Source organism: Martinezella sp. CNPSo 3890 (genome assembly GCF_057784455.1).
This window is the reverse complement of the sequence record NZ_JBXSOR010000010.1, coordinates 206,294-229,300: the sequence shown is the minus strand read 5'-3', so window position 1 is coordinate 229,300 and position 23,007 is coordinate 206,294. Positions and strand designations below refer to the sequence as shown.

Below are 23,007 nucleotides of genomic sequence, written 5' to 3'. Positions count from 1 at the left end.
TTTCTCTTAGCCTTCCAGATCGTTCTTCAGCTGATGGAGAATGGAGAGGGCATGGCCGGCATAAGCGCTGATCCAGCGATCATGGATTTGCTTGATCGGCAAGCTGTTCAGATGGTTCCAGCGCTCGCGTCCTTCTTTCCTGGCAATCACGAGGTCTGCATCCTCAAGCACTTTCAGGTGCTGCATCACGGTGCAGCGGTCCATATCCGTGAAAGCCTCGCAGAGCATGCCTGTCGTGCGTGGCGCATCCTTGAGCATGTCCAGGATTTCGCGCCGGCGACGATGCGCAAGGGCCTTGAAAATGGGGTCGCTATCCGATTCGTTTGACATGTTATATTTTTATAACGTAATAGAGCCATTCGCAATGGAGCGATAACGACAGACAAACAGTGGAGGAGATGCCATGACATTGAATGTTCGGATTTCAGGACGGATCGGCCGCAAGGTGGATGAAGTCTTCGATGCTGTCGTCAACCCGAAGAAGCTTTCGAGCTATTTCACTACCGTCGGCGGGGCCAGCGCACCCCTGGTGGCGGGCACGACCGTTATCTGGTGGAAGAACGCCCCCGTTGAGGTCAATGAAGTGGAGGCCAACAAGCGCATCGTCCTGCACTGGGAAGGCGGCACCGGCGAGGACGGCGTCCGTTACAGAACCAAGGTGGAGATGACCTTCGCCGCGCTTGACGATGGCGGCACGCTTGTCGTCATCGAGGAATCGGGCTGGCGGGAGGACGAGGCCGGCCGCCGCGGCACCTATCTGAACTGCGAGGGCTGGACGCAGATGCTCTGCTGCATGAAGGCCTTCGTCGAATACGGCATCAATCTGCGCGAGGGGTTCTTCCTCAGCGAGATGCGCGGCGAACCGGCGGAAGCGCCCGATCGCTGAATTCCGGCAAATCCTTATCGACGGTCACCGCCGTCCCGATCCCGTTCCCGGCTATCAGTCAGTGGCCCGGTGCCGATTTTGGCGCCGGGCCTATCTGTTTCCGGATTCAGCCACTCGGAAGTACGGTTGACGGCATGCGATGGATATCCATCTCACGTTGTAGTAGGCTTCGGATAATCGGAAAAAGGGCAGCGGCGACGGCGAGGGCGCTCAGGACGTGATGGGAAGATCACTTTTGTGTGTGGATAAGCTCAAAAGCCGAGTGAATGACAAAATCCTTTAAATAATAACAGATTCATTGCAGCAGGGACGGGGCCTGCGCCAAAATTGCCTAAATTCAGAAGGATGGGAGCGCGCGTCACAACGGGCTTGTCGAAAGAAGTGTATACGGCAATTCGAAGACGCGTCGTCGATATTACTGAATATCCGAACAGTCGGAACCGGCGAAGATCATTAAAAACAGGTAGAGCATGTCGAGCCCAATCGATCTGGAAAATGCCGATGAGGAATTGGAAGAACGTGGCGGTATCGTCGGTCTGTTGAACCGCTACCGGGCGCTGATCGTCGCTCTCCTCACTGTGGCCGTCTTCTGCATCGCCGCCTATGCGATCTACGACCTGACGACCGAGGTGCGCTATGACGACGTCGTCCACGCCCTGACGACGACGAAGATCTCCTCGGTGCTGCTGGCGCTGCTGTTTACCGGTCTGAGCTTCGCCTCCCTGATCTTCTACGACCAGAATGCGCTCGAGTATATCGGCAAGCGGCTGCCGTTTCCGCATGTGGCGCTGACCTCCTTCAGCGCCTATGCGGTCGGCAACACGGCTGGTTTCGGCGCGCTCAGCGCCGGCGCGATCCGTTACCGTGCCTATACCCGGCTCGGGCTGTCGCCCGACGACATTACCCGCGTCATTGCTTTCGTCACGCTCGCCTTCGGTCTTGGCCTGGCTGCCGTCGGTGCTATCGCGCTTCTGGTCATCGCCGACGAGATCGGTCCGCTGATCAGCGTCGATGGCTTGTGGCTGCGGCTGATCGCCATCGCCATTCTCGCGGCGCTCGCCTTCGTGATCTATGCCGGCCGCAACGGCCGCGAGGTGCGCATCGGGCCGGTCGAAGTTCGGCTGCCGGATTCGCGCACTTGGTCGCGGCAGTTTCTAGTCACCGCATTCGATATCGCGGCCTCGGCCTCCGTGCTCTATGTGCTGCTGCCGGAAACCTCTATCGGATGGCCCGGCTTCTTCGCCATCTATGCCATCGCTGTCGGCCTCGGCGTGCTCAGCCACGTTCCGGCCGGCTTCGGTGTGTTCGAGACGATCATCATCGCCTGGCTCGGCAGTTCCGTGAATGAAGACGCCGTTTTGAGCTCGCTGGTTCTTTATCGCGTCATTTACAACGTCATCCCGCTCGTTATCGCGATCGCCGCGATCTCGGTGGCGGAGCTGCGTCGTTTCGTCGATCATCCGGTGGCTTCCAGCATGCGCCGCATCGGCGCGCGCGTCATGCCGCAGCTCTTGTCGGCCTTCGCGCTGTTGCTCGGCATGATGCTGGTCTTCTCGAGCGTCACGCCGACGCCGGATCAGAACCTGATCGTGCTATCCGACTATCTGCCGCTCTCGCTGGTCGAGAGCGCGCATTTCCTCTCGAGTCTTCTCGGGCTGACGATCATCGTGGCCGCGCGCGGTCTCAGCCAGCGCCTGGACGGCGCCTGGTGGGTGTCGAGCTTTTCGGCGCTGCTGGCTCTGTTCCTGTCGCTGCTGAAGGCCATCGCCATCGTCGAAGCGGGATTGCTGGCCTTCTTCGTCTTCAGCCTCGTCGTCAGCCGCCGCCTGTTCAAGCGGCCGGCCTCGCTGCTCAACCAGACGCTGACGGCCGGATGGCTGACGGCCATTGCCGTCATCTGCATCGGCGCGATCGTGGTGCTGTTCTTCGTCTATCGCGATGTCGGATACAGCAATCAGCTTTGGTGGCAATTCGAATTCGCGGACGAGGCGCCGCGCGGACTTCGCGCAGCCCTCGGTATTTCCATCCTGTCCTCGGCGATCGCGATCTTCAGCCTTCTGCGCCCGGCGACGAAGCGCCTGGAGCCCGTTACGGACGATGCGGTAACGCGGGCCGTCGAAATCGTCCGTAAGCAAGGCGTGGCCGATGCCAATCTGGTGCGCATGGGCGACAAGAACATCATGTTCTCGGAAAAGGGCGATGCCTTCATCATGTACGGCAAGCAGGGCCGTTCGTGGATCGCGTTGTTCGATCCGGTCGGCCCACGTCAGGCGTTGCCCGATCTGATCTGGCGTTTCGTGGAGGCCGCACGCGCGGCAGGTTGCCGCTCGGTGTTCTACCAGATCTCGCCCGCACTTCTGTCCTATTGCGCCGATGCGGGCCTGCGTGCCTACAAGCTCGGTGAATTGGCCGTGGTCAATCTTGCCAATTTCGAGCTCAAGGGCGGCAAATGGGCGAACCTCAGACAGACGGCGAGTCGCGCGGTTCGCGACGGACTAGAATTTGCCGTTATCGAACCTCAAGATATACCTGAAGTCATGGATCAGCTTGCCCATGTGTCCGACACATGGCTTGCCGATCACAATGCCAAGGAAAAGAGCTTCTCGCTTGGCGCGTTCGATCCGGACTACGTGTGCTCGCAGCCGATCGGCGTGTTGAAAAAGGATGGTAATATCGTCGCTTTTGCGAATATCCTGATGACGGAAACCAAGGAGGAGGGATCCGTCGACCTGATGCGTTTCTCGCCCGATGCCCCGAAGGGTTCGATGGATTTTCTGTTCGTGCAGATCCTCGAATACCTCAAGGGCCAGGGCTTTCAGCGTTTCAATCTCGGCATGGCACCGCTATCGGGCATGTCGAGACGGGAATCGGCGCCGGTTTGGGATAGGGTCGGGGGGACTGTCTTCGAACATGGCGAGCGGTTTTATAATTTCAAAGGGCTTCGTGCCTTCAAATCCAAGTTCCATCCCGAATGGCAGCCGCGCTATCTGGCTGTTTCGGGAGGTGTAAGTCCAATAATCGCGTTGATGGATGCCACATTCCTCATCGGGGGCGGACTTAAGGGGGTCGTGAGGAAATGATCTTGAAATACGCAATGTCATTGGCTTTCGCATGCATGGTGTCGATGGGCCTGCTGGTGTCGGGTCCGGCACGCGCGGAAGCCGACGATGCCAAATACGATCTGGGCATGATCCCGGCTCCGCACATCATGCGCCCGCAGGGCAAGGTTTCGAATGAAGTCGTGCTGATTTCCGATCTCGCCGGCTGGGGCGACAAGGAAAAAGCGGTTGCCGACAAGCTGGTCGCCAACGGTTCGCTTGTGATCGGTATCGACTATCCGTCCTTCCTGGCTTCGCTCAACAAATACGATGTCAGCCAGAATGACGGCTGTATCTATATCGTCTCGGATTTGGAGTCGCTCAGCCAGCAGGTGCAGCGGTCCTTTGCCGACAGCACCTACCAGCTGCCTATCATCGCCGGTGTCGGCGCCGGTGGTGCCATGGCGCTGACGATTGCCGCGCAGACCCCCGATGCGACAGTTGCCGGTACGCTGGCCGTCGATCCGACCGCGGGCATCGCGCTGAAGCAGGAGCTTTGCACGCCGGCCGAGAAGAAAACCGATGGCGACATGGTGTCCTTCGGCCTGCAGGAAGGCGCCTTGCCGAACCCGATCCTCGTGACGTTCACGGCCAATGCGCCGAAGGACGGACGCGACCACGTCGAGGAGATCCAGAAGGACCATCCCGAAGTCCAAACCACGAATTCGGATAATGCCGATACCTATACGACGCTTGAGGCATCGCTCGCCGATCTGATGAAGACGATCGACAGCTCCAAGTCGCCGCTTGGGCTGCCCGTCGACATCATGGAAACGACGCCGACCGAAGACACGCTTGCAATCGTCTATTCGGGCGATGGCGGCTGGCGCGACATCGACAAGGAAGTGGGCAGCTATCTGCAGGACCAGGGCATTCCGGTCGTAGGCGTCGATACCCTGCATTATTTCTGGACCGAGAAGGACCCGCAGCAGACTGCGAACGACCTCGGCCGGATCATCGATTTCTACACCAAGCGCTTCAAGGTCAAGCATGTGGTGCTGGTCGGCTATTCCTTTGGCGCCGATGTGCTGCCGGCGAGCTACAATCGCCTGCCACAGTCTGAAAAAGACAAGATCGTACAGATGTCGCTGCTGTCCCTGTCGCAGAAGGTCGACTACGTGATCTCGGTCATGGGCTGGCTTGGTGCTTCGAGCGAGGGTAAGGGCGGCAATCCCGTCAACGACCTCAAGTCGATCAATCCGAAAATGGTGCAATGCGTCTATGGTAAGGATGACGACGAAGATGTTGCCTGCCCGCTGCTGAAGGGCACTGGCGCGGAAGTCATCGCCATGGATGGCGGTCACCATTTCGACGACGACTATGAGGCGCTGGCGAACCACATCATCAATGGACTGAAGAGCCGCCTCGGCGAGTAATTGCAAGCGGCGCGCGGCATGTATCATTGCCGCGCGCCCTTTCTCATCTTTCCCCACCGTCTCCAGCCGACTTTCTCGAGCGTCCTGCGCAGCATTTATTTGCTTCTTTCGACGGCTGCCGTTAGTCGAGAAGGGCATATCATGAGCGTCGCGTTTGCCGCAGGTGCTCACCGTCTCATCCAGAAAGGTCCGCCCTTGTCCGCCGCAACGAATTCTGCCTTCACCAAGACCTTTTCCGGCTTCCTGTTCGACATGGACGGCACGATCATCAATTCGATTGCTGCCGCCGAGCGCGTCTGGGGCAACTGGGCTCGCGCTCAGGGTCTTGATGTCGAGAAGTTCATGCCGACGATGCATGGCAAGCGCGGGGTCGATACGATCGGCCAGCTGAACCTGCCTGGTGTCGATCCAGTCGCGGAAGCGCTGAAGATCACCGAAGCCGAGATTGCCGATGTCGAGGGTGTCGTCGCGCTACCGGGCGCCGTCGATTTCCTTGCATCGCTGCCGCCGGAGCGTTGGGCGATCGTCACCTCGTCGCCCTACCGGCTGGCGCTGGCGCGGCTGGACGCCGCCGGGATCCCGGTTCCGCGCTTCATGGTCACCGCCGAAGACGTGAAGGTCGGCAAGCCTGATCCGCAGGGCTATATTCTTGGCGCCCAGCGCCTTGGCCTCAGCCCTTCGGAATGCCTGGTGTTTGAAGACGTCTTGGCCGGTGTCAAGGCTGGCGAAGCGGCCGGTGCCGATGTGGTGGTCATCACGGCGACGCATTCGCACCCGATCGAAACCGGTCACACGATGCTGCGAAATTACGAAAATGTCCGCGCGCATGTGGATGGCGACGGAAAATTGTCGATCATCCGCAAGGATTGAAAGAGCAGACTTCCTTCTGCGACGGCTGGATGTCGCTTTCGCGCTTTGCAACGGGCGGTCGGCTCATTATGTTTTCGTGATATCATAGATATTTGCGAAGATCCGATGAGCCTCAAAGAGCTGAAAGCCCAATATCGCAGCGAGCGCCTGGCGGCGCGAGATGCTATTCCAGCGGAAGATCGCATCGAAAAGGCCCTCGCGATGGCGACGCATGGTGGCCAGGCAATCGATGTCGGGCCGGCGGAGATCATCTCCGGTTTCCTGCCGATACGCTCCGAAGTGGATATAAGGCCGTTGATGGCGCGGTTGCGCGAGCGCGGCGCGCGGCTTTGTGTGCCTGTTATTCTTGATCGCAACACCATCGTCTTTCGCGAGCTTGTTGCAGGCGCGCCCTTGGTTCCGGTCGGATTCGGAACTTTTGGACCGGGGCCTGAAGCGGCTGAGCTGGACCCCGATGTCATGCTGGTGCCGCTTTCCGCTTTCGACAGGACCGGTCATCGTATCGGCTACGGAGCGGGTCACTACGACCGCGCAATCGAGCGTTTGCATCAAAAAGGCCTGAATCCGCGGCTGATCGGCATTGCATTCGATTGCCAAGAAGTGTCATCAGTGCCGGCTGAGCCGCATGACGTCCGTCTTGACGCGATTTTGACCGAGAGCGGGCTCAATTTCGTTTCGGAAGTGATTGGATAGCGAATGCGGCTGCTTTTTCTGGGAGATATGGTCGGCAAGACGGGACGGACCGCGGTGTGGGAACGCCTGCCGGGCCTCGTATCCGACCTGAAGCTCGATTTCGTCATCGTCAATGGCGAAAACGCCGCCGGCGGCTTCGGTATCACCGAGGATATCTTCCTGGAAACGATCAATGCCGGCGCCGATGTCGTAACGACCGGCAACCATGTCTGGGACCAGAAGGAAGCTGTCGTTTTCTGCGAGCGCCACGACCAGTTCCTGCGCCCCGCCAACTATCCGGCCGGCACGCCCGGCCGCGGTTCCGGCCTCTATTATGCCCGTAATGGCGCCCGCGTGCTTGTTGCCAACATCATGGGGCGCGTCTTCATGCATCCGGAGCTGGACGATCCCTTCAAGTCGGCAGAAGCCATCCTCGATGCCTGTCCGCTGAAGGAACAGGCCGATGCCATCGTCTTCGATTTCCATGCGGAGGCGACGAGCGAAAAGCAGTGTTTCGGCCACTTCGTCGATGGCCGTGCGAGCTTCGTCGTCGGCACACATACGCATGTGCCGACTGCGGACGCGCAGATCCTGAACGGCGGCACCGCCTATATGTCGGATGCCGGCATGTGCGGCGATTACGATTCATCGCTCGGCATGGAGAAGGAAGAGCCGCTCAACCGCTTCATCTCGAAGATGCCGAAGGGACGTTTCGAGGCGGCTTCGGGGCCTGCCACCATCTGCGGCGTCGGCGTCGAGATCTCCGACGCAACTGGACTGGCGGAAAAGATCGCACCGCTCCGGCTTGGCCCAAGGCTTGCGGAGACCATTCCGGACTTCTGGCGCTGATCGCCGCACTAGAGCCGGATGATTTTAGGTCAGGTCGACCTAAATCTGAATCCGCTCTAGAATCAAACAAGTAGAGCGTGATGTCGTCCGAAAACCGCATACACTTTTCGGCATCACGCTCTATAATTCATCATCACCATATGATGACGCGATTGTGAGCAATCTTGTCTGATTGCCGCTGGACCCATTTCCGGTCATGCCGCATCCTTCGGTCACTATCTGGCTTGAGGGGATGGCATGTTACAGCGATTTCCTGTCTTTGCCGCGTTTTTCCTGGCGCTGATTTTTTACTGGAGCGCGGCTGACGCCCAGCAAAAGCCTTCTCGTCCGCAACCCAGCCAATGCCAGGCGATCGCGCAATCTCTTCCGAGAGCGACTTTCGCCAGCTTTTCTTCTCCCGGTCCGACGCTCGCCAATGATCCCGTTGATGGCGAGGTGAAGATCACCTTCCTCGGGCATGCTACGCTCTTCATCGAAACGCCGGGCGGCGTTTCTATCGCCACAGATTATAGCGGCGCCTATCCGCCGCCCTATACGCCTGAGGTCGTCACGATGAACAAGGCGCATCCGAGCCACTACACGCTGACGCCGGACCCGGCGATCAAATACGTGCTGCACGGCTGGAGCGACACGCCGGGGGAGCCGGCAAAGATCCGCATGACCGTCGGCGATACGTTGATCCGCAATGTCGTCACCGACATTCGCTCCTGGGGCGGCGGCATCGAAGCCAATGGCAATTCGATCTTCATCTTCGAGGTGGCTGGTCTCTGTATCGGCCATCTCGGGCATCTGCATTTCGAACTCACCGACCAGCAATATGCGGAGATCGGCCGGCTCGACGTGGTGATGGTGCCGGTCGATGGCGGCCTGACCATGGGGGCCGATAGCATGAGCCGCGTGGTGAAAAGGCTGCGTTCCTCGTTGATCCTGCCCATGCATCGCTGGGGTCCACCGGTCGATCAGTTTCTCGCCCTGTTCGGTCCCGACTTCGACGTCGCCTATGCTCCGACCCCGAGCGTCACGGTCTCGGTGAAGAGCTTGCCGCACAAGCCGCTGATCTATGTGCTCAAGGGGCTTTGACCATCGCGATCACTTTTGAGATCTTCTCGATCGCGACCGCTCTCCATCCCCATTATCCGGCTTTTCACTTGAATGAAGGCCGCTTCGCTCTTATAAGGCGGCCATTCCCAACAAAAGACGTGAACAGGGGTGCCATGGCTGGCCATTCACAGTTTAAAAACATCATGCACCGCAAGGGCCGTCAGGACGCGGTGCGCTCGAAAATGTTCTCGAAGCTGGCGCGCGAAATCACGGTCGCTGCCAAGACGGGTCTGCCCGATCCGGCCATGAACGCGAGCCTGCGTCTGGCGATCCAGAACGCCAAGGCGCAGTCGATGCCGAAGGACAACATCGATCGTGCCATCAAGAAGGCTTCCGGTGCCGACACCGAGAATTACGATGCGATCCGTTACGAGGGCTACGGTCCGGGCGGCACCGCGATCATCGTCGAAGCACTGACCGACAACCGCAACCGCACGGCGTCCAACGTCCGCTCGATCTTCACGAAGGCCGGCGGTGCGCTGGGCGAAACCGGTTCGGTTTCCTTCTCCTTCGACCATGTCGGCGAAATCACCTACAAGCCTTCCGCCGGCGATGCCGACAAGGTCATGGAAGCGGCGATCGAGGCCGGGGCTGATGACGTCGAAAGCGATGAAGAAGGCCATGTGATCATCTGTGCGTTCGAATCCCTCGGTGAAGTCGCCAAGGCGCTCGAAGCGACGCTCGGTGAAGCCGAAACCGTCAAGGCGATCTGGCGCGCGCAGAACAACGTGCCGGTCGACGAAGAAAAGGCCCAGTCGCTGATGAAGCTCATCGAAAACCTTGAAGACGATGACGACGTTCAGAACGTCTATTCGAACTTCGAAGTTTCGGACGAAGTTCTGGCCAAGCTCTCAGCCTGATCCTTTGTAGTTATTCAAAAAAGCCGGCTGCAGCGATGCGGCCGGCTTTCTGCGTTATGGGGCTGTCGCGCGGATAAAATCGTCGCGGAAGGTGGAGAGGTCCGGTGCGGCGACATCGGAGACAGCCCAGAAGACCAGTCCATCCGCATGCCATTCGACGAAATTGTAGCCCTCCTTCTCGGCATTGGTTTTAGCTCTCGCAGCACCGGGCCAGATGAAGAGGTTAATGACATGGCCATGCCGGCGATAGATCAGTGCCGCCACCACCCGCCCGTCGAGATAATCCACCCTGCCGCCGACGAGAGGGAAGCCCTGTGTCGCCAGATCGACCACGGGCGGGGAGAAATCGATCTTGCCGTTGAACCATGGTTTGACGGTGTGCTGGTCCGAGGTCAGCACGTCGGTGAGGTGATCGGCGAGCATCGAGCGCACATGGCTGGCAAGAAGCTGATCCTCGATCGTGTGGCTCTGCTGCGGCACGTTCAGAACCAGCATGAGGCTGGCGGCGAGAACGGCAAGCGAGGGCACGAAGCTCCATTCGCGCACGAGCCGCCACACACGCTGCCACCGGCTCTCCGTGTGGCTCGCGGCTGCGCGCCTCATCATGGATTGCTCCAGCGTGAGTGCCGCCTGCACGCGGGCATGGACGATATCAGGCGCCTGCCATTTCACACCCTCGCGTGCTGAAAGACGCTTGACCATCAGGGCATTCTCCATCTCGCCGGCACAGTCCCGGCAGGTCGCCAGATGCGCCTCGAAACGGGCAGCATTGGCCGCGTCCAGTTCGCCGTCGATGAAGCCGTGCAGCAGCTCGTTCCACTCGCCGTGATCATTATGGTCTCCGCCGCTCATCGTGCCGCCTCCGGTCCTTCGAGGCTATGCCAGACTTCACCGAAATCGCGGCGGGCGCGGGCGAGGCGCGACATGACGGTGCCGATCGGTGCGTCGATGATCTCGGCGATTTCCTTGTAGGAGAGATCCTCGAGTTCGCGCAGAACCAGAACCTCGCGCATGGCATCAGGCAACCGGTTGATGACCTCGCGCACCCGTTGCGCTTCCGATTTACGTACGAAGGCCGCCTCCGGCGTATCCTCCTCGGAGGCAGGATCAGGGGAGGGCGAACCTTCATCCGAATCCCGTTCGTCCGTCATCGGCTGCTCATAGCGGCTCTTGCGCCGCCCCTCCTGCAGCCAGGCGTGATAGCAGTTGCGGACGATGGTGAAGGTCCAGGCGCGGGCATCGCCATCGCGAAAGCCGCCAAAGCCGCGATAGGCGCGCAGATATGCCTCCTGCACGATATCCTGCGCGGCATCGGCGTCGCGGCTCAGGAAACGCGCAAAGTTATAGGCGGCGTCGAGATGCGGGATGATCGTTTGCTGGAAGCGGCGCATGCTCTCGTCAGGCGAGACGATGACACGTTTCAATGGCGCCGCGCTGGCAGTGGATTGAGCGACCGCCATCTGGACGGCGTGATTGCTGGGCTTCGCCTCGGCAATGAAACGACGCAGGCGAGCCAGAAATCGCGCAAACCTGCTGATCGCGGTGTTTTGCGGCGAGTGCCATGTCCATGGGTGGAACTGGCCGCCGAGCGTTATCGAACTCACAAGTCGGGCGTCTGTCATCATGATCCCCGCAAAACGCCGATACCGACTGTAAGCTTCGGATAAGGCGCTTGCAATGTTGCCTGAGAGGCTAGATCGCGCTCGCGCGGGTTTTATTCCCGGTCGGATGAAAAAATTCAACGCGAGGGAATGCGGAGTGTCCATCATCCAATCCGTTAATCTCCCGCCGCTAAAATAATCGAATGGATTTCAATGGCTTGCAAGAAATCTTCGGTCGAGGGGGAATAAGCGCTCATCACCATCGATCTTCTTCCTCAGCGGACGGCCGCAGTCGCTTGCGACCTCCGCCTGGCCCGAAAGCCATAACCCTGAGGAGATATTGCGATGTTTGATATGACCCGCCGCGCCGTGCTCGGCACGGCTGCAGCTGCGGCAGCCTTCGGGCTGTCGTCGAAGCTCGAATTCATACCGCAAGCCTTTGCCGCCACGCCGCTGGAGCCGACGGTCGGCTTCTACAAATACAAGGTCGGTTCGATCGAGGTCACAGCCATCTATGACGGCATCTGGCGCAAGCCGCACGATCCGGCCTTCATCAAGAATGCTTCCGTCGAAGACACCAAGGAAGCGCTTTCCAAGGCCGGTCTCACCACAGACTTCATGCCCATTCCGTTGACCGTCGTCGTTCTCGATATCGGTGGACGCAAGATCATGATGGATGCCGGCTCCGGTGTCGGACAGTGGCAAACCAATGCCACCCATCTGCCGGCCAACATGGCTGCCGCCGGCATCGACTACAAGAAGATCGATACGATCATGATCTCGCATTTCCATCCGGACCACGTCTGGGGCCTAATGGAAAAGGGAACGAATGCGGCCGTCTTCCCGAATGCCGAGCTGATCGTCAACGCGGCCGAATACAACTGGTGGACCGATCCCGGCCGTGTCGACAAGCTGGCGGAGGGCCGCAAGGAAGCCGGCCGGCGCATCGCCTCCGTCTTTCCGACATGGAAGAACTGGAAGCTGGTCGACGACAATGCCGAAGTGGTGCCGGGCGTGCATATGCTCGCCGCCTATGGTCACACACCCGGCCATTCGGTCTTCCTCATCGATGGCGGCAGCGAACAGCTGATGGTCTCAGCCGACATCATGTATGTGCCGGCGCTGCTTGCACCTCATCCGGAATGGGAAGGCGCCTACGACCAGGACGGCCCGATGGCCGTCGCCACCCGCCGCAGGCTGATCGACCGCGTCATTGCCGACAAGATCCGGATTTGCGGCTCGCACTTCCCATTCCCTGGCTCCGGCACCTTCGTCAAGGACGGCAATGCGTACGGCTTCACCCCCACCATCCAGGCCTGAGCGGCCAGAAAGAGGAGCAACTACCATGTTCAGACATGCCATTTTCGGGATCGCCGCCTTGAGCGTCGTCGCCATCCTGCCTGCCGCAACGGCAGGCGTCGCCTTTGCCGTCGATAATATGGAATCGACCGATGCACCGGACCTGACCTCCGTGCGTGCCAAGATCGATGCGAAGGACTATGCCGGCGCGCTTGCCGAGCTTCGCGATATCGCCGAAGAGCATCAGCAGGCTGATGTCTACAATCTGATGGGCTTCACCCTGCGCAAGACCGGCGACTTCAAGACGTCGCTCACCTACTACACCAAGGCTCTCGAATTGCAGCCTGATCACAAGGGCGCGCACGAATATCTCGGCGAACTCTATGTCGAGACCGGCGACATGCCCAAGGCCCGCGAGCAGCTGGCAACTTTGACCAAGCTTTGCCCTAATGGATGCGAGGAGCTTGAGGATCTGACCAAGGCGATATCAGCCAAGGCCAGCAACTGAACCCGATCTCCATCGTTCCGGCGGCATTTCCCTTTGACCATGTCTTGGAGGTGCTGCCGGAGATGATCGGAGCTTCGGTGAACTTATCACGGGAAGGAGAAAGGTCATGGAATTTGAAGAGGAGAATGCCATTCTGGTCAACTTCGCCGATATGGCGCTGCTGTTCGGCCGTATCCTCTTATCGCTGCTCTTTCTGGAAGAGGGTATCGAACTTGCCAGCAATTTTGACGTTGCATTGGAGGCCATGGCCAAGCTTGGCGTCACGGCTCCCATCGCGATTGCAACCATCGTGCTGCAACTTGGCGCCGGGTTTGCCATTGCGTTCGGGTTGATGACCCGCCTGGCGGCATTCGGTTTGGGCCTGTTCTGCTTGTTGACGGCAATGCTCTTTCACACGAACTTCGTCAGCCACAACGAATTGCTGCATTTCGAAAAGGATCTGGCGATCGCGGGCGGTATGTTTGCCCTGATCGTCGCCGGCGCCGGCAAGCTGTCGCTCGACATGCTCATCCGGCGTCATTGGAAGACGAGGCTGGTGGCCTGAGCATATCGAGCACCCGGTGAGCCGCGTATATGAGATCGGCTCACCGCGTAGTCTGCCTGAAAGTCAGGAGACCTTCTTAAAGCTGGGAAGCGATGCGAACAGCTCTACCGACTTCAAGCGCGCCTCGATGTCATGGATCGGCATCGAAATGATGACTTCATCGGCTTCCGTGTCCTTGATGAACTGTGAAAGCTTCGCCTCCGCTGTCGCCGGCGAACCGACGACGGCATAGCGCAGCGTATTTTCCACATTCAGTTTTTCCATCGGCGTCCAGAAATCGTCCATGTCGCTGCGTGGGCGCGGGAAGGGGCCACGCACGTTGCGGCGGAGATTGACGAATTGCTGCTGTGCGGAGGTGAAGTGATATTGCGCCTCGTCATCCGTATCCGCCACAGCACCCATCGCGCCGACCATGACATAGGGCTTGTCCAATGTGGCCGAAGGCGTGAAGCGCTCGCGATAGATGGCGATGGCGTCCATCAGGGCTTCCGGTGCAAAATGCGAGGCGAAGGCGTAGGGGAGACCGAGCATGGCGGCGAGATGGGCGCTGTAGAGGCTGGACCCGAGCAGCCAGATAGGGATGTTGGCGCCATGGCCGGGAACGGCGAGGATGATCTGGTTGTCGTCGGCTGGGCTGAAGAGATGCTGTAGTTCGACGATGTCCTGCGGGAAGCTCTGCGCGCCGGCCTCGATATTCCGCCGCAGGGCTTGCGCGGTGCGCATGTCGGTGCCCGGTGCGCGCCCAAGGCCAAGATCGACGCGGCCGGGGAACAGGGCCTCCAGCGTGCCGAACTGTTCGGCAATGACGAGCGGCGAATGGTTCGGCAGCATGACGCCGCCCGAACCGATGCGGATGCGCGAGGTTGCCGCGCCGACATGGCCGATGACGACCGATGTCGCGGCGCTGGCGACACCCGGCATGCCGTGATGCTCGGCGAGCCAGAATCGGTTGTAACCAAGTTCTTCCGCCTTCTGCGCCATGCGCTTCGAACTCTCGAAGGACTGGCTGATGGTGCTGCCTTCGGCAACGGGCGAAAGATCGAGGATGGAAAAGGGGACCATGGCAAGAAACCTGCGTGGTGGAAGGGAGGGTCGCTAACACATGTAGGAGCGCGAGTTCCTCATTCCAAACCCTGACGCCGCAATTTCGTCACGATGTTTGCAGCGCGGCTCTGGCAACCCAATCCAGGCCTTGTTTTTGTTTTGTTCACATTTTGCTGGCACATGTGAGGCCTGAAAGATAGGGTGACCCATGCAGAATACGATTCGCATCATCGGCATCGATCCGGGCTTGCGCCGCACCGGCTGGGGTATCATCGATACGCTTGGCAATTCCCTGCGCTTCGTGGCGTCGGGGACCGTGACCTCGGATGGCGATATGGATCTCGCATCCCGCCTTTGCCAGCTTCATGACGGGCTCGCTGATGTCGTTCACAGCTACAAGCCGGATGAGGCTGCCGTCGAACAGACTTTCGTCAACAAGGATGCGGTGGCGACGCTGAAGCTCGGCCAGGCGCGTGGCGTCGTCATGCTGGTGCCGGCACGCGCCGGCCTGCCGGTGTCGGAATATGCGCCAAATGCGGTCAAGAAGGCCGTCATTGGCGTCGGCCATGGCGAAAAGCAGCAGATCCACATGATGCTGAAGATCCTGATGCCCAAGGTCGAGTTCAAGGGTAATGACGCCGCGGATGCGCTCGCCATCGCTGTCTGTCATGCCCACAACCGCGGTGCCAGCCGGCTGCGGCAGGCGGCGTTGGCAGGATAGTATGTTCTTGACTTGTTCTTATGGTAATGATAATTCTTACTCTGTAATTGGAGAGTAAGAATGCGTGTGACATCCAAAGGACAGGTGACCATCCCCCGCGACTTGCGTCAGTTGGCTGGCATAGAGCTCAATAGCGAGGTCATATTCTCCATCGAGGATGGAAAGCTGGTTGTCTCGCCCAAGAACGGCAAGCGAGAGATCGAGGATCGGCAGCGGCTCGATCGGTTCATGGCTACCCTCAAGCGCCTGGAAGGCACCGGTGATCAGGATATCGACGCCGAAGCGCTGATGTCGATGACGCGTGACCGGTAGGCATGGTCACCATCGTCGACACAAATGTGTTGGTTGACCTGGCGATATCTGGTTCAGCCTGGCACGGCTGGTCCAGTGGGCAGGTTCTTTCCGCTTTCAAGCGAGGACCGGTGGTTATCAATCCCATCATCTATGCGGAATTCTCGGTGCGTTATAGCAGCATGGATCAAGTGGATGAGCTGCTGCCGCAAAGTGAATTTCGCCGTGAAAGCCTTCCCTGGCCAGCAGCATTCGCCGCAGCGGCGGCTTTTAGGGTCTATCGCCAGGCTGGCGGTGGGAAAGAGCACATTCTTCCAGACTTTCTGATCGGAGCACACGCTGCAGTGCGGGGCTACTCTATATTGACGCGAGATCCCAAGGGCTACCGCTCCTACTTCCCCTCCCTCGACCTCATCACCCCAGAAACCCATCCCTGACGGACATTATCCATGATCGGCAAGCTGAAAGGCACAATCGAAGAGATCGGCGAGGACTATGTGCTCGTGGACGTGCACGGCGTCTGCTACGTCGCCTATTGCTCGGCCCGGACGCTGTCGAAGCTCGGTTCCATCGGCGAGGCCTGCATTCTCTTCATCGAGACCTATGTGCGCGAAGACCAGATCCGCCTTTTCGGCTTTATGACGGCGCTGGAACGCGAGTGGTTCAATATCGTGCAGACGGTTCAGGGTGTGGGCGCGAAGGTGGCGCTGGCGCTGCTGTCGACGCTGACGCCGGCCGAGCTGGCCAATGCGATCGCCTTGCAGGATCGCGCCGCCGTTTCGCGGGCGCCGGGTGTCGGTCCGAAGGTTGCCATGCGCATCGTGACGGAACTGAAGAACAAGGCACCCGCCTTTGCCGGTGATGTCGCCAATATCGGGCTCAAGCAGGAGCTTGGAGAGGGTGTTGCCGCAGCACCCGTTGCCGACGCGGTTTCGGCGCTCACCAATCTCGGCTATTCCCGCGATCAGGCCGCCAACGCCATTGCCGCGGCGATGAAAACGGCCGGTGAGGGCGCCGACAGCGCAAAGCTGATCCGCCTCGGCTTGAAGGAACTGTCGCGGTGAGGCTTTGCACCTTCCGCAATCCTGACTATTGTCGCAAAGTCGGGAGATCGACATGGGGTGCTTTGTTGTCGAAGACTATTTTGAGTGCGGCAGAACGAATGCTGCCTTCGGCGCGGGACCTGCGAAACGCATACCGGGAATGGAACCTCTGACATGAGTGAAGCCGCACGTCTGATATCGCCGGAAAAGCGGGGCGAAGACATCGATGCGACGCTCAGGCCGCAATCGCTGGACGAGTTTACCGGCCAGGCGGAAGCGCGCGCCAATCTGAAGGTCTTCATCGAAGCGGCCAAGGGGCGCGGCGAGGCGCTGGATCATGTCCTGTTCGTCGGCCCGCCCGGCCTCGGCAAGACGACGCTGGCGCAGATCATGGCAAAGGAACTCGGCGTCAATTTCCGCTCGACGTCCGGTCCGGTCATCGCCAAGGCGGGTGATCTTGCGGCGCTGCTCACCAATCTCGAAGAGCGGGACGTGCTCTTCATCGACGAAATCCATCGTCTCAATCCGGCTGTCGAGGAAATTCTTTACCCGGCGATGGAGGATTTCCAGCTCGATCTGATCATCGGCGAGGGCCCGGCGGCGCGTTCGGTGAAGATCGATCTCGCCAAGTTCACGCTGGTCGCCGCGACTACCCGCCTCGGCCTGCTGACAACGCCGCTGCGCGACCGTTTCGGCATTCCGGTGCGGTTGAGCTTCTATACGGTGGAGGAGCTGGAGCTGATCGTTCGGCGCGGTGCCAGGCTGATGGGCCTCGGTATGACCGACGAGGGCGCGCGCGAGATTGCAAGACGCGCTCGCGGCACGCCGCGCATTGCCGGCCGCTTGCTGCGTCGCGTGCGCGATTTTGCCGAAGTCGCCAAGGTCGAAGCGGTGACGCGCGAGATTGCCGACGAGGCCTTGACCCGGCTTCTCGTTGATAATGTTGGTTTCGACCAGCTCGACAAGCGCTACCTCAATATGATCGCGGTCAATTTTGGCGGCGGGCCTGTCGGTATCGAAACTATTGCAGCCGGGCTTTCCGAGCCGCGGGATGCCATCGAGGATATTATCGAGCCCTATATGATCCAGCAGGGCTTTATTCAGCGTACACCGCGCGGCCGTGTTTTGACCGCGATTGCCTGGAAACATCTCGGCATGCAGCCGCCCAAGGATTTGGAGGCCGCGCAGTTCGGGTTGTTCCGGGAGGAAGATTGAATGCTCGGCCGTCGTGCCTTCCTGAAGCTTTTCGGCGGCAGCATATTCGGATTGATGGCACTCGGGGGATATGCCCTCGGATACGAGCCGGTCGTTCGTCTCAACGTCACCCGCTATGCGCTGACCCCACCGGGATGGACCTCCGGATTGAAACTCAGAATCGTTGCACTCGCCGATTTCCATGCGTGCGAGCCGTGGATGAATGCCGAGCGCATCGCATCGATCTGTGCCCGCGCCAATGAGCTTGGTGGCGACATCATCTTGCTGCTCGGCGATTACACGTCAGGAACAGATCTCATTACCAGCCGTGTCGATCATCGCGTCTGGGCGGCAGAGCTTGCGAAGCTGAAGGCGCCGCTCGGTGTCCATGCTATCATCGGCAATCACGACTGGTGGCATGATTCGACTGCGCAAAGAACCGGTCATGGCCCGACATTCAGCCATCGGGCATTGGAAGCTGTCGGTATTGAAGTCTATTCCAATCGCGCGGCGCGCCTGGAGAAGAATGGACAAGGCTTCTGGCTTGCCGGCGTCGAGGACCAGTTGGCCTTGCGCCGCAGCATGCGCTGGAAGAGGCCGCTTACCAAAGGACTGGACGATCTCGGCGGCACGATGGCGCAGATCGGCGACGACGCACCGGTCATCCTTCTCGCCCATGAGCCCGATATCTTTCCTGCCGTTCCCCAGCGTGTCTCGCTCACTTTGTCGGGGCATACGCATGGCGGGCAGGTGAGGATTTTCGGCTGGTCGCCTTATTCGCCCTCGCGTTACGGTGACCGGTATGTTTATGGCCATATCGTCGAGGAGGAGCGCCATATTATCGTGTCCGGCGGCCTTGGCTGCTCCATCGCGCCGGTACGCTTCGGCGTGCCGCCTGAAATCGTCGTGATCGACGTGGGATAGGGATGATGTCGAAACGCAAGCTCATCAGATTGAATGCCGGTTCCCAGCGCTTCCAGATGCGCATCGCGGGGCTTGGATTTCGCGACGGCCATGTCTTGGTGCATCGCGCCGTGCATGAGACGTTTTGGACCTTTCCGGGCGGTCGGGCGGAGATCGGCGAGACCTCGGAGGAGACCCTGCGGCGTGAGATGATGGAAGAGATCGGCGTTAACGTTACGGTCGGGCGTCTGCTCTGGTCGGTCGAGAATTTCTTCCATTACGAAGAGATGGATTGGCATGAGCTCGGCCTCTACTACCTGATGGAGATTCCGGCGGATTTTCCCTTCGATCCTGCGAAGATCGTGCATCGGATCCAGGATGGCGCTGATGAGCTGGAGTTCAAATGGGTGCGAGCGACACGGGAAGCGCTGGTGGCGCTCGATATCCCACCCTACTTCATCGCCGAAGAAATCGAAAACCTGCCGCTGATGTCTCGCCATCTTGTCTGGCGGGATGGTGATCTCGACAAGGCTTGAGGAGGAGGCTTTATGTCCGCTTTCGATCCGGTTCGCAGCTTTCGCAAGCTTGCCTATAACAGCGCATTGGCGAATGTCCGGCTGCATCGTGCCTGTGCGGCCCTGCGGCCCGGCGAATTCGAGGCCAAGCGCGTCAGCTTCTTTCCGTCGATCAAGGCAACCCTCAATCATATCCTGACGGTGGATTGGTTCTATGTCGATGCGCTGGAAGGCGGGACTCTGGGCCTCAAAGCTTTTGACATCGAGGAGCCCTATGATCGGCTGGACGAGCTGAGCCAGGAACAGGCCGATGTCGATCGCAGGCTGGTCGCGTTCTGCGAGGTGCTGACGCCGGAGACTGCGATGCGGATCATCGATATCCAACGCGACGGCCGCATCCAGCGCGAGAGGGCGGACGATGTGCTGAACCATCTGTTCCAGCATCAGACGCATCATCGCGGGCAGGTGCATGCGATGCTCGCTGGAACCAGCGTCGCGCCGCCCCAGCTCGACGAGTTCATCGTTTCAGACGATGCGCGCTTCAGGGGCGATGAATTGGCAGCGCTTGGTTGGGACGAAACGAAGCTGATGCGTTGATACAGGCCTTTTGGTGCGCCGATTTAGCCAGTGTCTCTATTGTTTGTTTGAGCAGGGCCTTTCCGCCGCCTTGCCAGCCAAGGGCTTGGATTTTTGACGTATCCATGACGTTGACTGCGCCGCGCTCCGCTGGCGCCGGCGGCGCGTGCGGACAGCCGGTTGCTGTCTGGAGATGGCTAAGGATCTCGCGCGTGTCGGTCAGAATATCCGACAAGTTGAAGGCCTCACCGTCCATGCGGCCGGCTTCTGTTTCCAGCAGAAGACGAACCGCACGACCGAGGTCGCGGCCGTGAACCTCGGTTCCTGACCGGAAAGGAACCGGCTTGCCATCCAGATAATCGTCGAACAGGTCATCCCATTTATTGGGCCGCAGGTCACCATAGACGCCCGTCGCCCTCAAGCTCGCGGTTATGAAACCGGGTGCGGACAGAGAAAAAAGTGCGTGTTCGGCGTCGCGCTTCACCTCGCCGTAGAGCGTGTTTGGCATCGGCTTGATCGCCTCGGTCAGCTCCTCTCCGGAAATCCCGTCTCCATAGACGGCGCGGGAGGAGAGAAAGATGCAGCGACGAATGCCGGCCTTCCGCGCCGTCTCGAATAACTTAACCGTCCCATTGAGATTGAGCCGGCGAAAGCCTTCCGGATCTTCCCCTTCGCCACCGCGATATTTACCGGCGACATGGCTAAAGGCAGCGTGCACAAAAAAATAGGCATCGTCGAAAGCGCCGCTCTGATTTCCCGTTGGATCAAGGCTCAAGGGGACGAAAGAGACGGGCTGAGAAAAGAGGCCCGATGGAGGCGGATTGCGCCCGCCGATCGCAACCTTGTATCCGGCTGATAGCAGCTCTTCGGCGATGTATCGGCCGACGAGGCCTGTTCCGCCCGAGATGAGGACCTTCATGCCGCGGCCTGCGGATTTGTAAGTGTGGCGATATCGGGCAGGCTCCGGCCGGTATGGAAGCTATGCCACAGCTCGATCAGCGGTCTCAGCTGCTCGGCCTTGGGATGGTTTTCCTCCCAGGGCTTTTCATATTGATAGTGCAGGATCGAGATGCTGTTCCAGTTCCAGAGCTCAGGCATGCTGAACCAGACATATTGCAGCATGTTCATGAAGATCGGCAGTCCGTGCCAATCCGGGAAGAAGGCCTCGAGAAAGGTCTGGTCCGTGCGCCGCCAGAAGACGTCGGGGCGATCGAGCCGTTCCAGCATGTGCCGAAAGGTCGCAAGCGACGGCTTGGCGACGAAGACGCCGGAATTCAACCGATGGAAATCGGCAAGGCTTTCGTAGACATTCGGTGCTGCCGAAAATTCCGGATAGTCGAAGAGCCTGTCGACATTGCGCAGCACCAGAGCATCTGCATCGATGAAGACACAAGTGTCATATTCGATCAGCTGCCAGAGCCGCAGTTTGCAGAAATTGTCGAGCGGCGTGTGGAAGGAAGGCTTGCGACCCTTGGTAAAGGGGGCGGCGGTGTGCAGGTTGCCGCGGGCATGCCGCTCGTTGAAGGCATCCGACAAGGGAAGATGCTCGACTTCCACCAGCCGGCAGTCGAGTGCTGCCAATGGGGCGAGGTCGTTTTCGCTAACCCCTTCCGTATGCAGCACGACGATATCGGCCTTGGTGCCGCTGTGGACGATCGAGCGCGCCAGCGCAACGGCACCCATGGCATAATCAGCATTCGTGACGAGCGTCACAAACGCTTGGCCGGCGCGGGGCCGGGTTTGCGGGCGCAATCCCTGCAGCATTTCGCTACCCGGCATCATGACACGGATTTCAACCTCTTGCCTTCGGGATCATGGTTGACCGTCGCGGCGAGATCCTTGGTCCAGGCGGAGATGGCCGGGACGCGCGAGCGGTCGACGCGATAGGCATATTTCCTGGCGACATCAACGATTTCGCCGAGAAGACCCGCCTCGAGTGTAATCGGCGCAAGGCCGAGATCGAGGAATTTGTCGTTCTTGACGATCAGCTCGTTCTCCGGAGCTTCCTTGCGCGGATTGGGTAGGCGCACGATTTCCGCGCCGCTCATCTTGGCGATCATCTCGGCGAGATCGCGCACCCGATGCGTTTCCGTCATCTGGTTGAAGATTTCCACGCGGGCGCCGCGGGCCGGCGGGTTCTTTAGCGCCAGTTCGATGCAGCGCACCGAGTCCTGGATATGGATGAAGGCGCGGGTCTGGCCGCCGGTGCCGTGCACGGTTAGGGGATAGCCGATCGCCGCCTGGATGAGGAAGCGGTTGAGCACCGTTCCATAGTCGCCGTCATAGTCGAAACGGTTGATCAATTGTTCGTGACGGCGCGTCTGCTCCGTATGGGTCCCCCAGACGATGCCCTGATGCAGATCGGTAATCCTCAGCCCGTCATTCTTGGCATAAAACTGAAAGAGCAGCTGATCGAGGCACTTCGTCATATGGTAGATGGAGCCAGGATTGGCCGGATAGAGGATCTCCTGGCTGACGGTGCGGCCATCGGTCGTCTCGATGCCGACCGGTAGATAGCCTTCGGGGATAGCGGCGCCGATCGTCGAATAGCCATAGACGCCCATCGTGCCGAGATGCACGAGATGCGAGTCGAGGTTGAGCTCGACGAGCGCGTTCAGGAGATTATGCGTGGCGTTGACGTTGTTGTTGACCGTGTAGTTCTTGTGCCGGTCGCTCTTCATCGAATAGGGGGCGGCGCGCTGCTCGGCGAAATGCACGATGGCATCGGGGCGATGCTCGGCCAGCCACTTCTTCAGGAGCTCATAGTCCTTGGCCAAATCGATCAGGTGGAAATGGATCCGGCGGCCAGTTTCGGCGTGCCATATGCGGGTGCGTTCCTGAATCGAATCCATCGGCGTCAGCGACTGGACACCCAGCTCGGTATCGATCCATCGGCGGGAAAGATTGTCGAGGATATGGATCTCATGACCGGCGTCGGAGAGGTGAAGAGAGGTTGGCCAACCGATGAATCCGTCACCGCCCATAACCGCAATTTTCATAGGATCTTCCTTCCATGCCGATCCGCTAGCCGGTGCGATTCCGGATAGTCGGAGTTT

26 protein-coding genes are annotated in these 23,007 nt (G+C 59.6%); 19 read left to right on the top strand and 7 right to left on the bottom strand.

The annotated features are described in order from the left end of the window. Positions 1 to 6: 6 nt before the first annotated feature. On the bottom strand, positions 7 to 330 hold the full coding sequence (locus AC13RC_RS22635; protein WP_488558458.1) for an ArsR/SmtB family transcription factor: 324 nt from the start codon (positions 328 to 330) through the stop codon (positions 7 to 9). A gap of 73 nt (positions 331 to 403) precedes the next feature. Between AC13RC_RS22635 and AC13RC_RS22630 the strand changes: the two genes are divergently transcribed. The 8 genes from AC13RC_RS22630 to AC13RC_RS22595 all read left to right on the top strand — a co-directional run bounded on the left by AC13RC_RS22630 (position 404) and on the right by AC13RC_RS22595 (position 9,712). After that, on the top strand, positions 404 to 886 hold the full coding sequence (locus AC13RC_RS22630; RefSeq protein ID WP_488558457.1) for an SRPBCC domain-containing protein: 483 nt from the start codon (positions 404 to 406) through the stop codon (positions 884 to 886). Between the two features lie 470 nt (positions 887 to 1,356). Further along, the gene (gene mprF, locus AC13RC_RS22625; protein WP_113330362.1) at positions 1,357 to 3,966 is read left to right on the top strand and encodes a bifunctional lysylphosphatidylglycerol flippase/synthetase MprF; all 2,610 of its coding nucleotides are present in this window, start codon (positions 1,357 to 1,359) and stop codon (positions 3,964 to 3,966) included. Then, positions 3,963 to 5,360 (top strand): virulence factor, encoded by a 1,398-nt coding sequence (locus AC13RC_RS22620; protein WP_145316129.1) that lies wholly within the window; start codon positions 3,963 to 3,965, stop codon positions 5,358 to 5,360. Before mprF ends, AC13RC_RS22620 begins: the two co-directional genes overlap by 4 nt. Positions 5,361 to 5,501: 141 nt before the next feature. Next, positions 5,502 to 6,230, top strand: a complete 729-nt coding sequence (locus AC13RC_RS22615; RefSeq protein WP_488558456.1) for an HAD family hydrolase — start codon at positions 5,502 to 5,504, stop codon at positions 6,228 to 6,230. Between the two features lie 105 nt (positions 6,231 to 6,335). After that, entirely contained in the window at positions 6,336 to 6,923 is a 588-nt protein-coding gene (locus AC13RC_RS22610; RefSeq protein ID WP_488558455.1) for a 5-formyltetrahydrofolate cyclo-ligase, read from the top strand. Between the two features lie 3 nt (positions 6,924 to 6,926). After that, on the top strand, positions 6,927 to 7,751 hold the full coding sequence (locus tag AC13RC_RS22605; RefSeq protein WP_069611843.1) for a TIGR00282 family metallophosphoesterase: 825 nt from the start codon (positions 6,927 to 6,929) through the stop codon (positions 7,749 to 7,751). A gap of 237 nt (positions 7,752 to 7,988) precedes the next feature. After that, complete coding sequence (locus AC13RC_RS22600; RefSeq protein ID WP_488558454.1) at positions 7,989 to 8,831, top strand: MBL fold metallo-hydrolase; 843 nt, start codon at positions 7,989 to 7,991, stop codon at positions 8,829 to 8,831. A gap of 134 nt (positions 8,832 to 8,965) precedes the next feature. Next, on the top strand, positions 8,966 to 9,712 hold the full coding sequence (locus AC13RC_RS22595; protein WP_069611841.1) for a YebC/PmpR family DNA-binding transcriptional regulator: 747 nt from the start codon (positions 8,966 to 8,968) through the stop codon (positions 9,710 to 9,712). Between the two features lie 54 nt (positions 9,713 to 9,766). On the opposite strand, the gene AC13RC_RS22590 is transcribed toward AC13RC_RS22595, so the two are convergent. Together AC13RC_RS22590 and AC13RC_RS22585 are read right to left on the bottom strand one after the other, a co-directional pair. Next, positions 9,767 to 10,564, bottom strand: a complete 798-nt coding sequence (locus AC13RC_RS22590) for an anti-sigma factor family protein (RefSeq protein WP_488558453.1) — start codon at positions 10,562 to 10,564, stop codon at positions 9,767 to 9,769. Further along, positions 10,561 to 11,337, bottom strand: a complete 777-nt coding sequence (locus AC13RC_RS22585) for a sigma-70 family RNA polymerase sigma factor (RefSeq protein ID WP_488558452.1) — start codon at positions 11,335 to 11,337, stop codon at positions 10,561 to 10,563. Before AC13RC_RS22585 ends, AC13RC_RS22590 begins: the two co-directional genes overlap by 4 nt. A 321-nt stretch (positions 11,338 to 11,658) precedes the next feature. Between AC13RC_RS22585 and AC13RC_RS22580 the strand changes: the two genes are divergently transcribed. The 3 genes from AC13RC_RS22580 to AC13RC_RS22570 all read left to right on the top strand — a co-directional run bounded on the left by AC13RC_RS22580 (position 11,659) and on the right by AC13RC_RS22570 (position 13,664). Further along, a complete protein-coding gene (locus tag AC13RC_RS22580; RefSeq protein WP_113355145.1) occupies positions 11,659 to 12,633 on the top strand; it encodes an MBL fold metallo-hydrolase in 975 nt (324 codons plus the stop codon). A gap of 25 nt (positions 12,634 to 12,658) precedes the next feature. Then, the gene (locus tag AC13RC_RS22575; RefSeq protein WP_488558451.1) at positions 12,659 to 13,120 is read left to right on the top strand and encodes a tetratricopeptide repeat protein; all 462 of its coding nucleotides are present in this window, start codon (positions 12,659 to 12,661) and stop codon (positions 13,118 to 13,120) included. A gap of 106 nt (positions 13,121 to 13,226) precedes the next feature. Continuing rightward, the gene (locus AC13RC_RS22570) at positions 13,227 to 13,664 is read left to right on the top strand and encodes a DoxX family protein (protein WP_488558450.1); all 438 of its coding nucleotides are present in this window, start codon (positions 13,227 to 13,229) and stop codon (positions 13,662 to 13,664) included. Positions 13,665 to 13,727: 63 nt separating this feature from the next. Here the strand turns inward: AC13RC_RS22570 and AC13RC_RS22565 are convergent, their stop codons facing one another. After that, complete coding sequence (locus AC13RC_RS22565; protein ID WP_488558449.1) at positions 13,728 to 14,726, bottom strand: LLM class flavin-dependent oxidoreductase; 999 nt, start codon at positions 14,724 to 14,726, stop codon at positions 13,728 to 13,730. A gap of 190 nt (positions 14,727 to 14,916) precedes the next feature. On the opposite strand from AC13RC_RS22565, the gene ruvC reads away from it, so the two are divergent. The 8 genes from ruvC to AC13RC_RS22525 all read left to right on the top strand — a co-directional run bounded on the left by ruvC (position 14,917) and on the right by AC13RC_RS22525 (position 19,972). Further along, the gene (gene ruvC, locus AC13RC_RS22560) at positions 14,917 to 15,429 is read left to right on the top strand and encodes a crossover junction endodeoxyribonuclease RuvC (RefSeq protein WP_015340996.1); all 513 of its coding nucleotides are present in this window, start codon (positions 14,917 to 14,919) and stop codon (positions 15,427 to 15,429) included. A 60-nt stretch (positions 15,430 to 15,489) separates the two neighbouring features. Continuing rightward, on the top strand, positions 15,490 to 15,741 hold the full coding sequence (locus AC13RC_RS22555; RefSeq protein ID WP_069611835.1) for an AbrB/MazE/SpoVT family DNA-binding domain-containing protein: 252 nt from the start codon (positions 15,490 to 15,492) through the stop codon (positions 15,739 to 15,741). A gap of 2 nt (positions 15,742 to 15,743) precedes the next feature. Continuing rightward, positions 15,744 to 16,157, top strand: a complete 414-nt coding sequence (locus AC13RC_RS22550; RefSeq protein ID WP_113330351.1) for a type II toxin-antitoxin system VapC family toxin — start codon at positions 15,744 to 15,746, stop codon at positions 16,155 to 16,157. Positions 16,158 to 16,169: 12 nt separating this feature from the next. After that, a complete protein-coding gene (gene ruvA, locus AC13RC_RS22545; RefSeq protein WP_488558448.1) occupies positions 16,170 to 16,784 on the top strand; it encodes a Holliday junction branch migration protein RuvA in 615 nt (204 codons plus the stop codon). Between the two features lie 153 nt (positions 16,785 to 16,937). Beyond that, the gene (gene ruvB, locus AC13RC_RS22540) at positions 16,938 to 17,978 is read left to right on the top strand and encodes a Holliday junction branch migration DNA helicase RuvB (protein WP_113250509.1); all 1,041 of its coding nucleotides are present in this window, start codon (positions 16,938 to 16,940) and stop codon (positions 17,976 to 17,978) included. After that, positions 17,979 to 18,881, top strand: a complete 903-nt coding sequence (locus AC13RC_RS22535) for a metallophosphoesterase (protein WP_113395230.1) — start codon at positions 17,979 to 17,981, stop codon at positions 18,879 to 18,881. A 5-nt stretch (positions 18,882 to 18,886) separates the two neighbouring features. Further along, positions 18,887 to 19,396 carry an NUDIX hydrolase gene (locus tag AC13RC_RS22530; RefSeq protein WP_186449433.1) on the top strand — a complete coding sequence of 170 codons (510 nt, stop codon included), beginning with the start codon at positions 18,887 to 18,889 and terminating at the stop codon, positions 19,394 to 19,396. A 12-nt stretch (positions 19,397 to 19,408) separates the two neighbouring features. Continuing rightward, complete coding sequence (locus AC13RC_RS22525; protein ID WP_488558447.1) at positions 19,409 to 19,972, top strand: DinB family protein; 564 nt, start codon at positions 19,409 to 19,411, stop codon at positions 19,970 to 19,972. Here AC13RC_RS22525 and AC13RC_RS22520 read toward each other — a convergent pair. The 3 genes from AC13RC_RS22520 to AC13RC_RS22510 are packed head-to-tail and all read right to left on the bottom strand — an operon-like array spanning position 19,917 to position 22,950. Further along, on the bottom strand, positions 19,917 to 20,870 hold the full coding sequence (locus AC13RC_RS22520; protein ID WP_488558446.1) for an NAD-dependent epimerase/dehydratase family protein: 954 nt from the start codon (positions 20,868 to 20,870) through the stop codon (positions 19,917 to 19,919). The genes AC13RC_RS22525 and AC13RC_RS22520 overlap by 56 nt on opposite strands. Then, positions 20,867 to 21,730 (bottom strand): glycosyltransferase, encoded by an 864-nt coding sequence (locus AC13RC_RS22515; RefSeq protein WP_488558470.1) that lies wholly within the window; start codon positions 21,728 to 21,730, stop codon positions 20,867 to 20,869. The genes AC13RC_RS22520 and AC13RC_RS22515 overlap by 4 nt, the downstream gene beginning before the upstream one ends. Continuing rightward, entirely contained in the window at positions 21,730 to 22,950 is a 1,221-nt protein-coding gene (locus tag AC13RC_RS22510; protein WP_488558445.1) for an NAD-dependent epimerase/dehydratase family protein, read from the bottom strand. Before AC13RC_RS22510 ends, AC13RC_RS22515 begins: the two co-directional genes overlap by 1 nt. Positions 22,951 to 23,007: the final 57 nt, after the last annotated feature.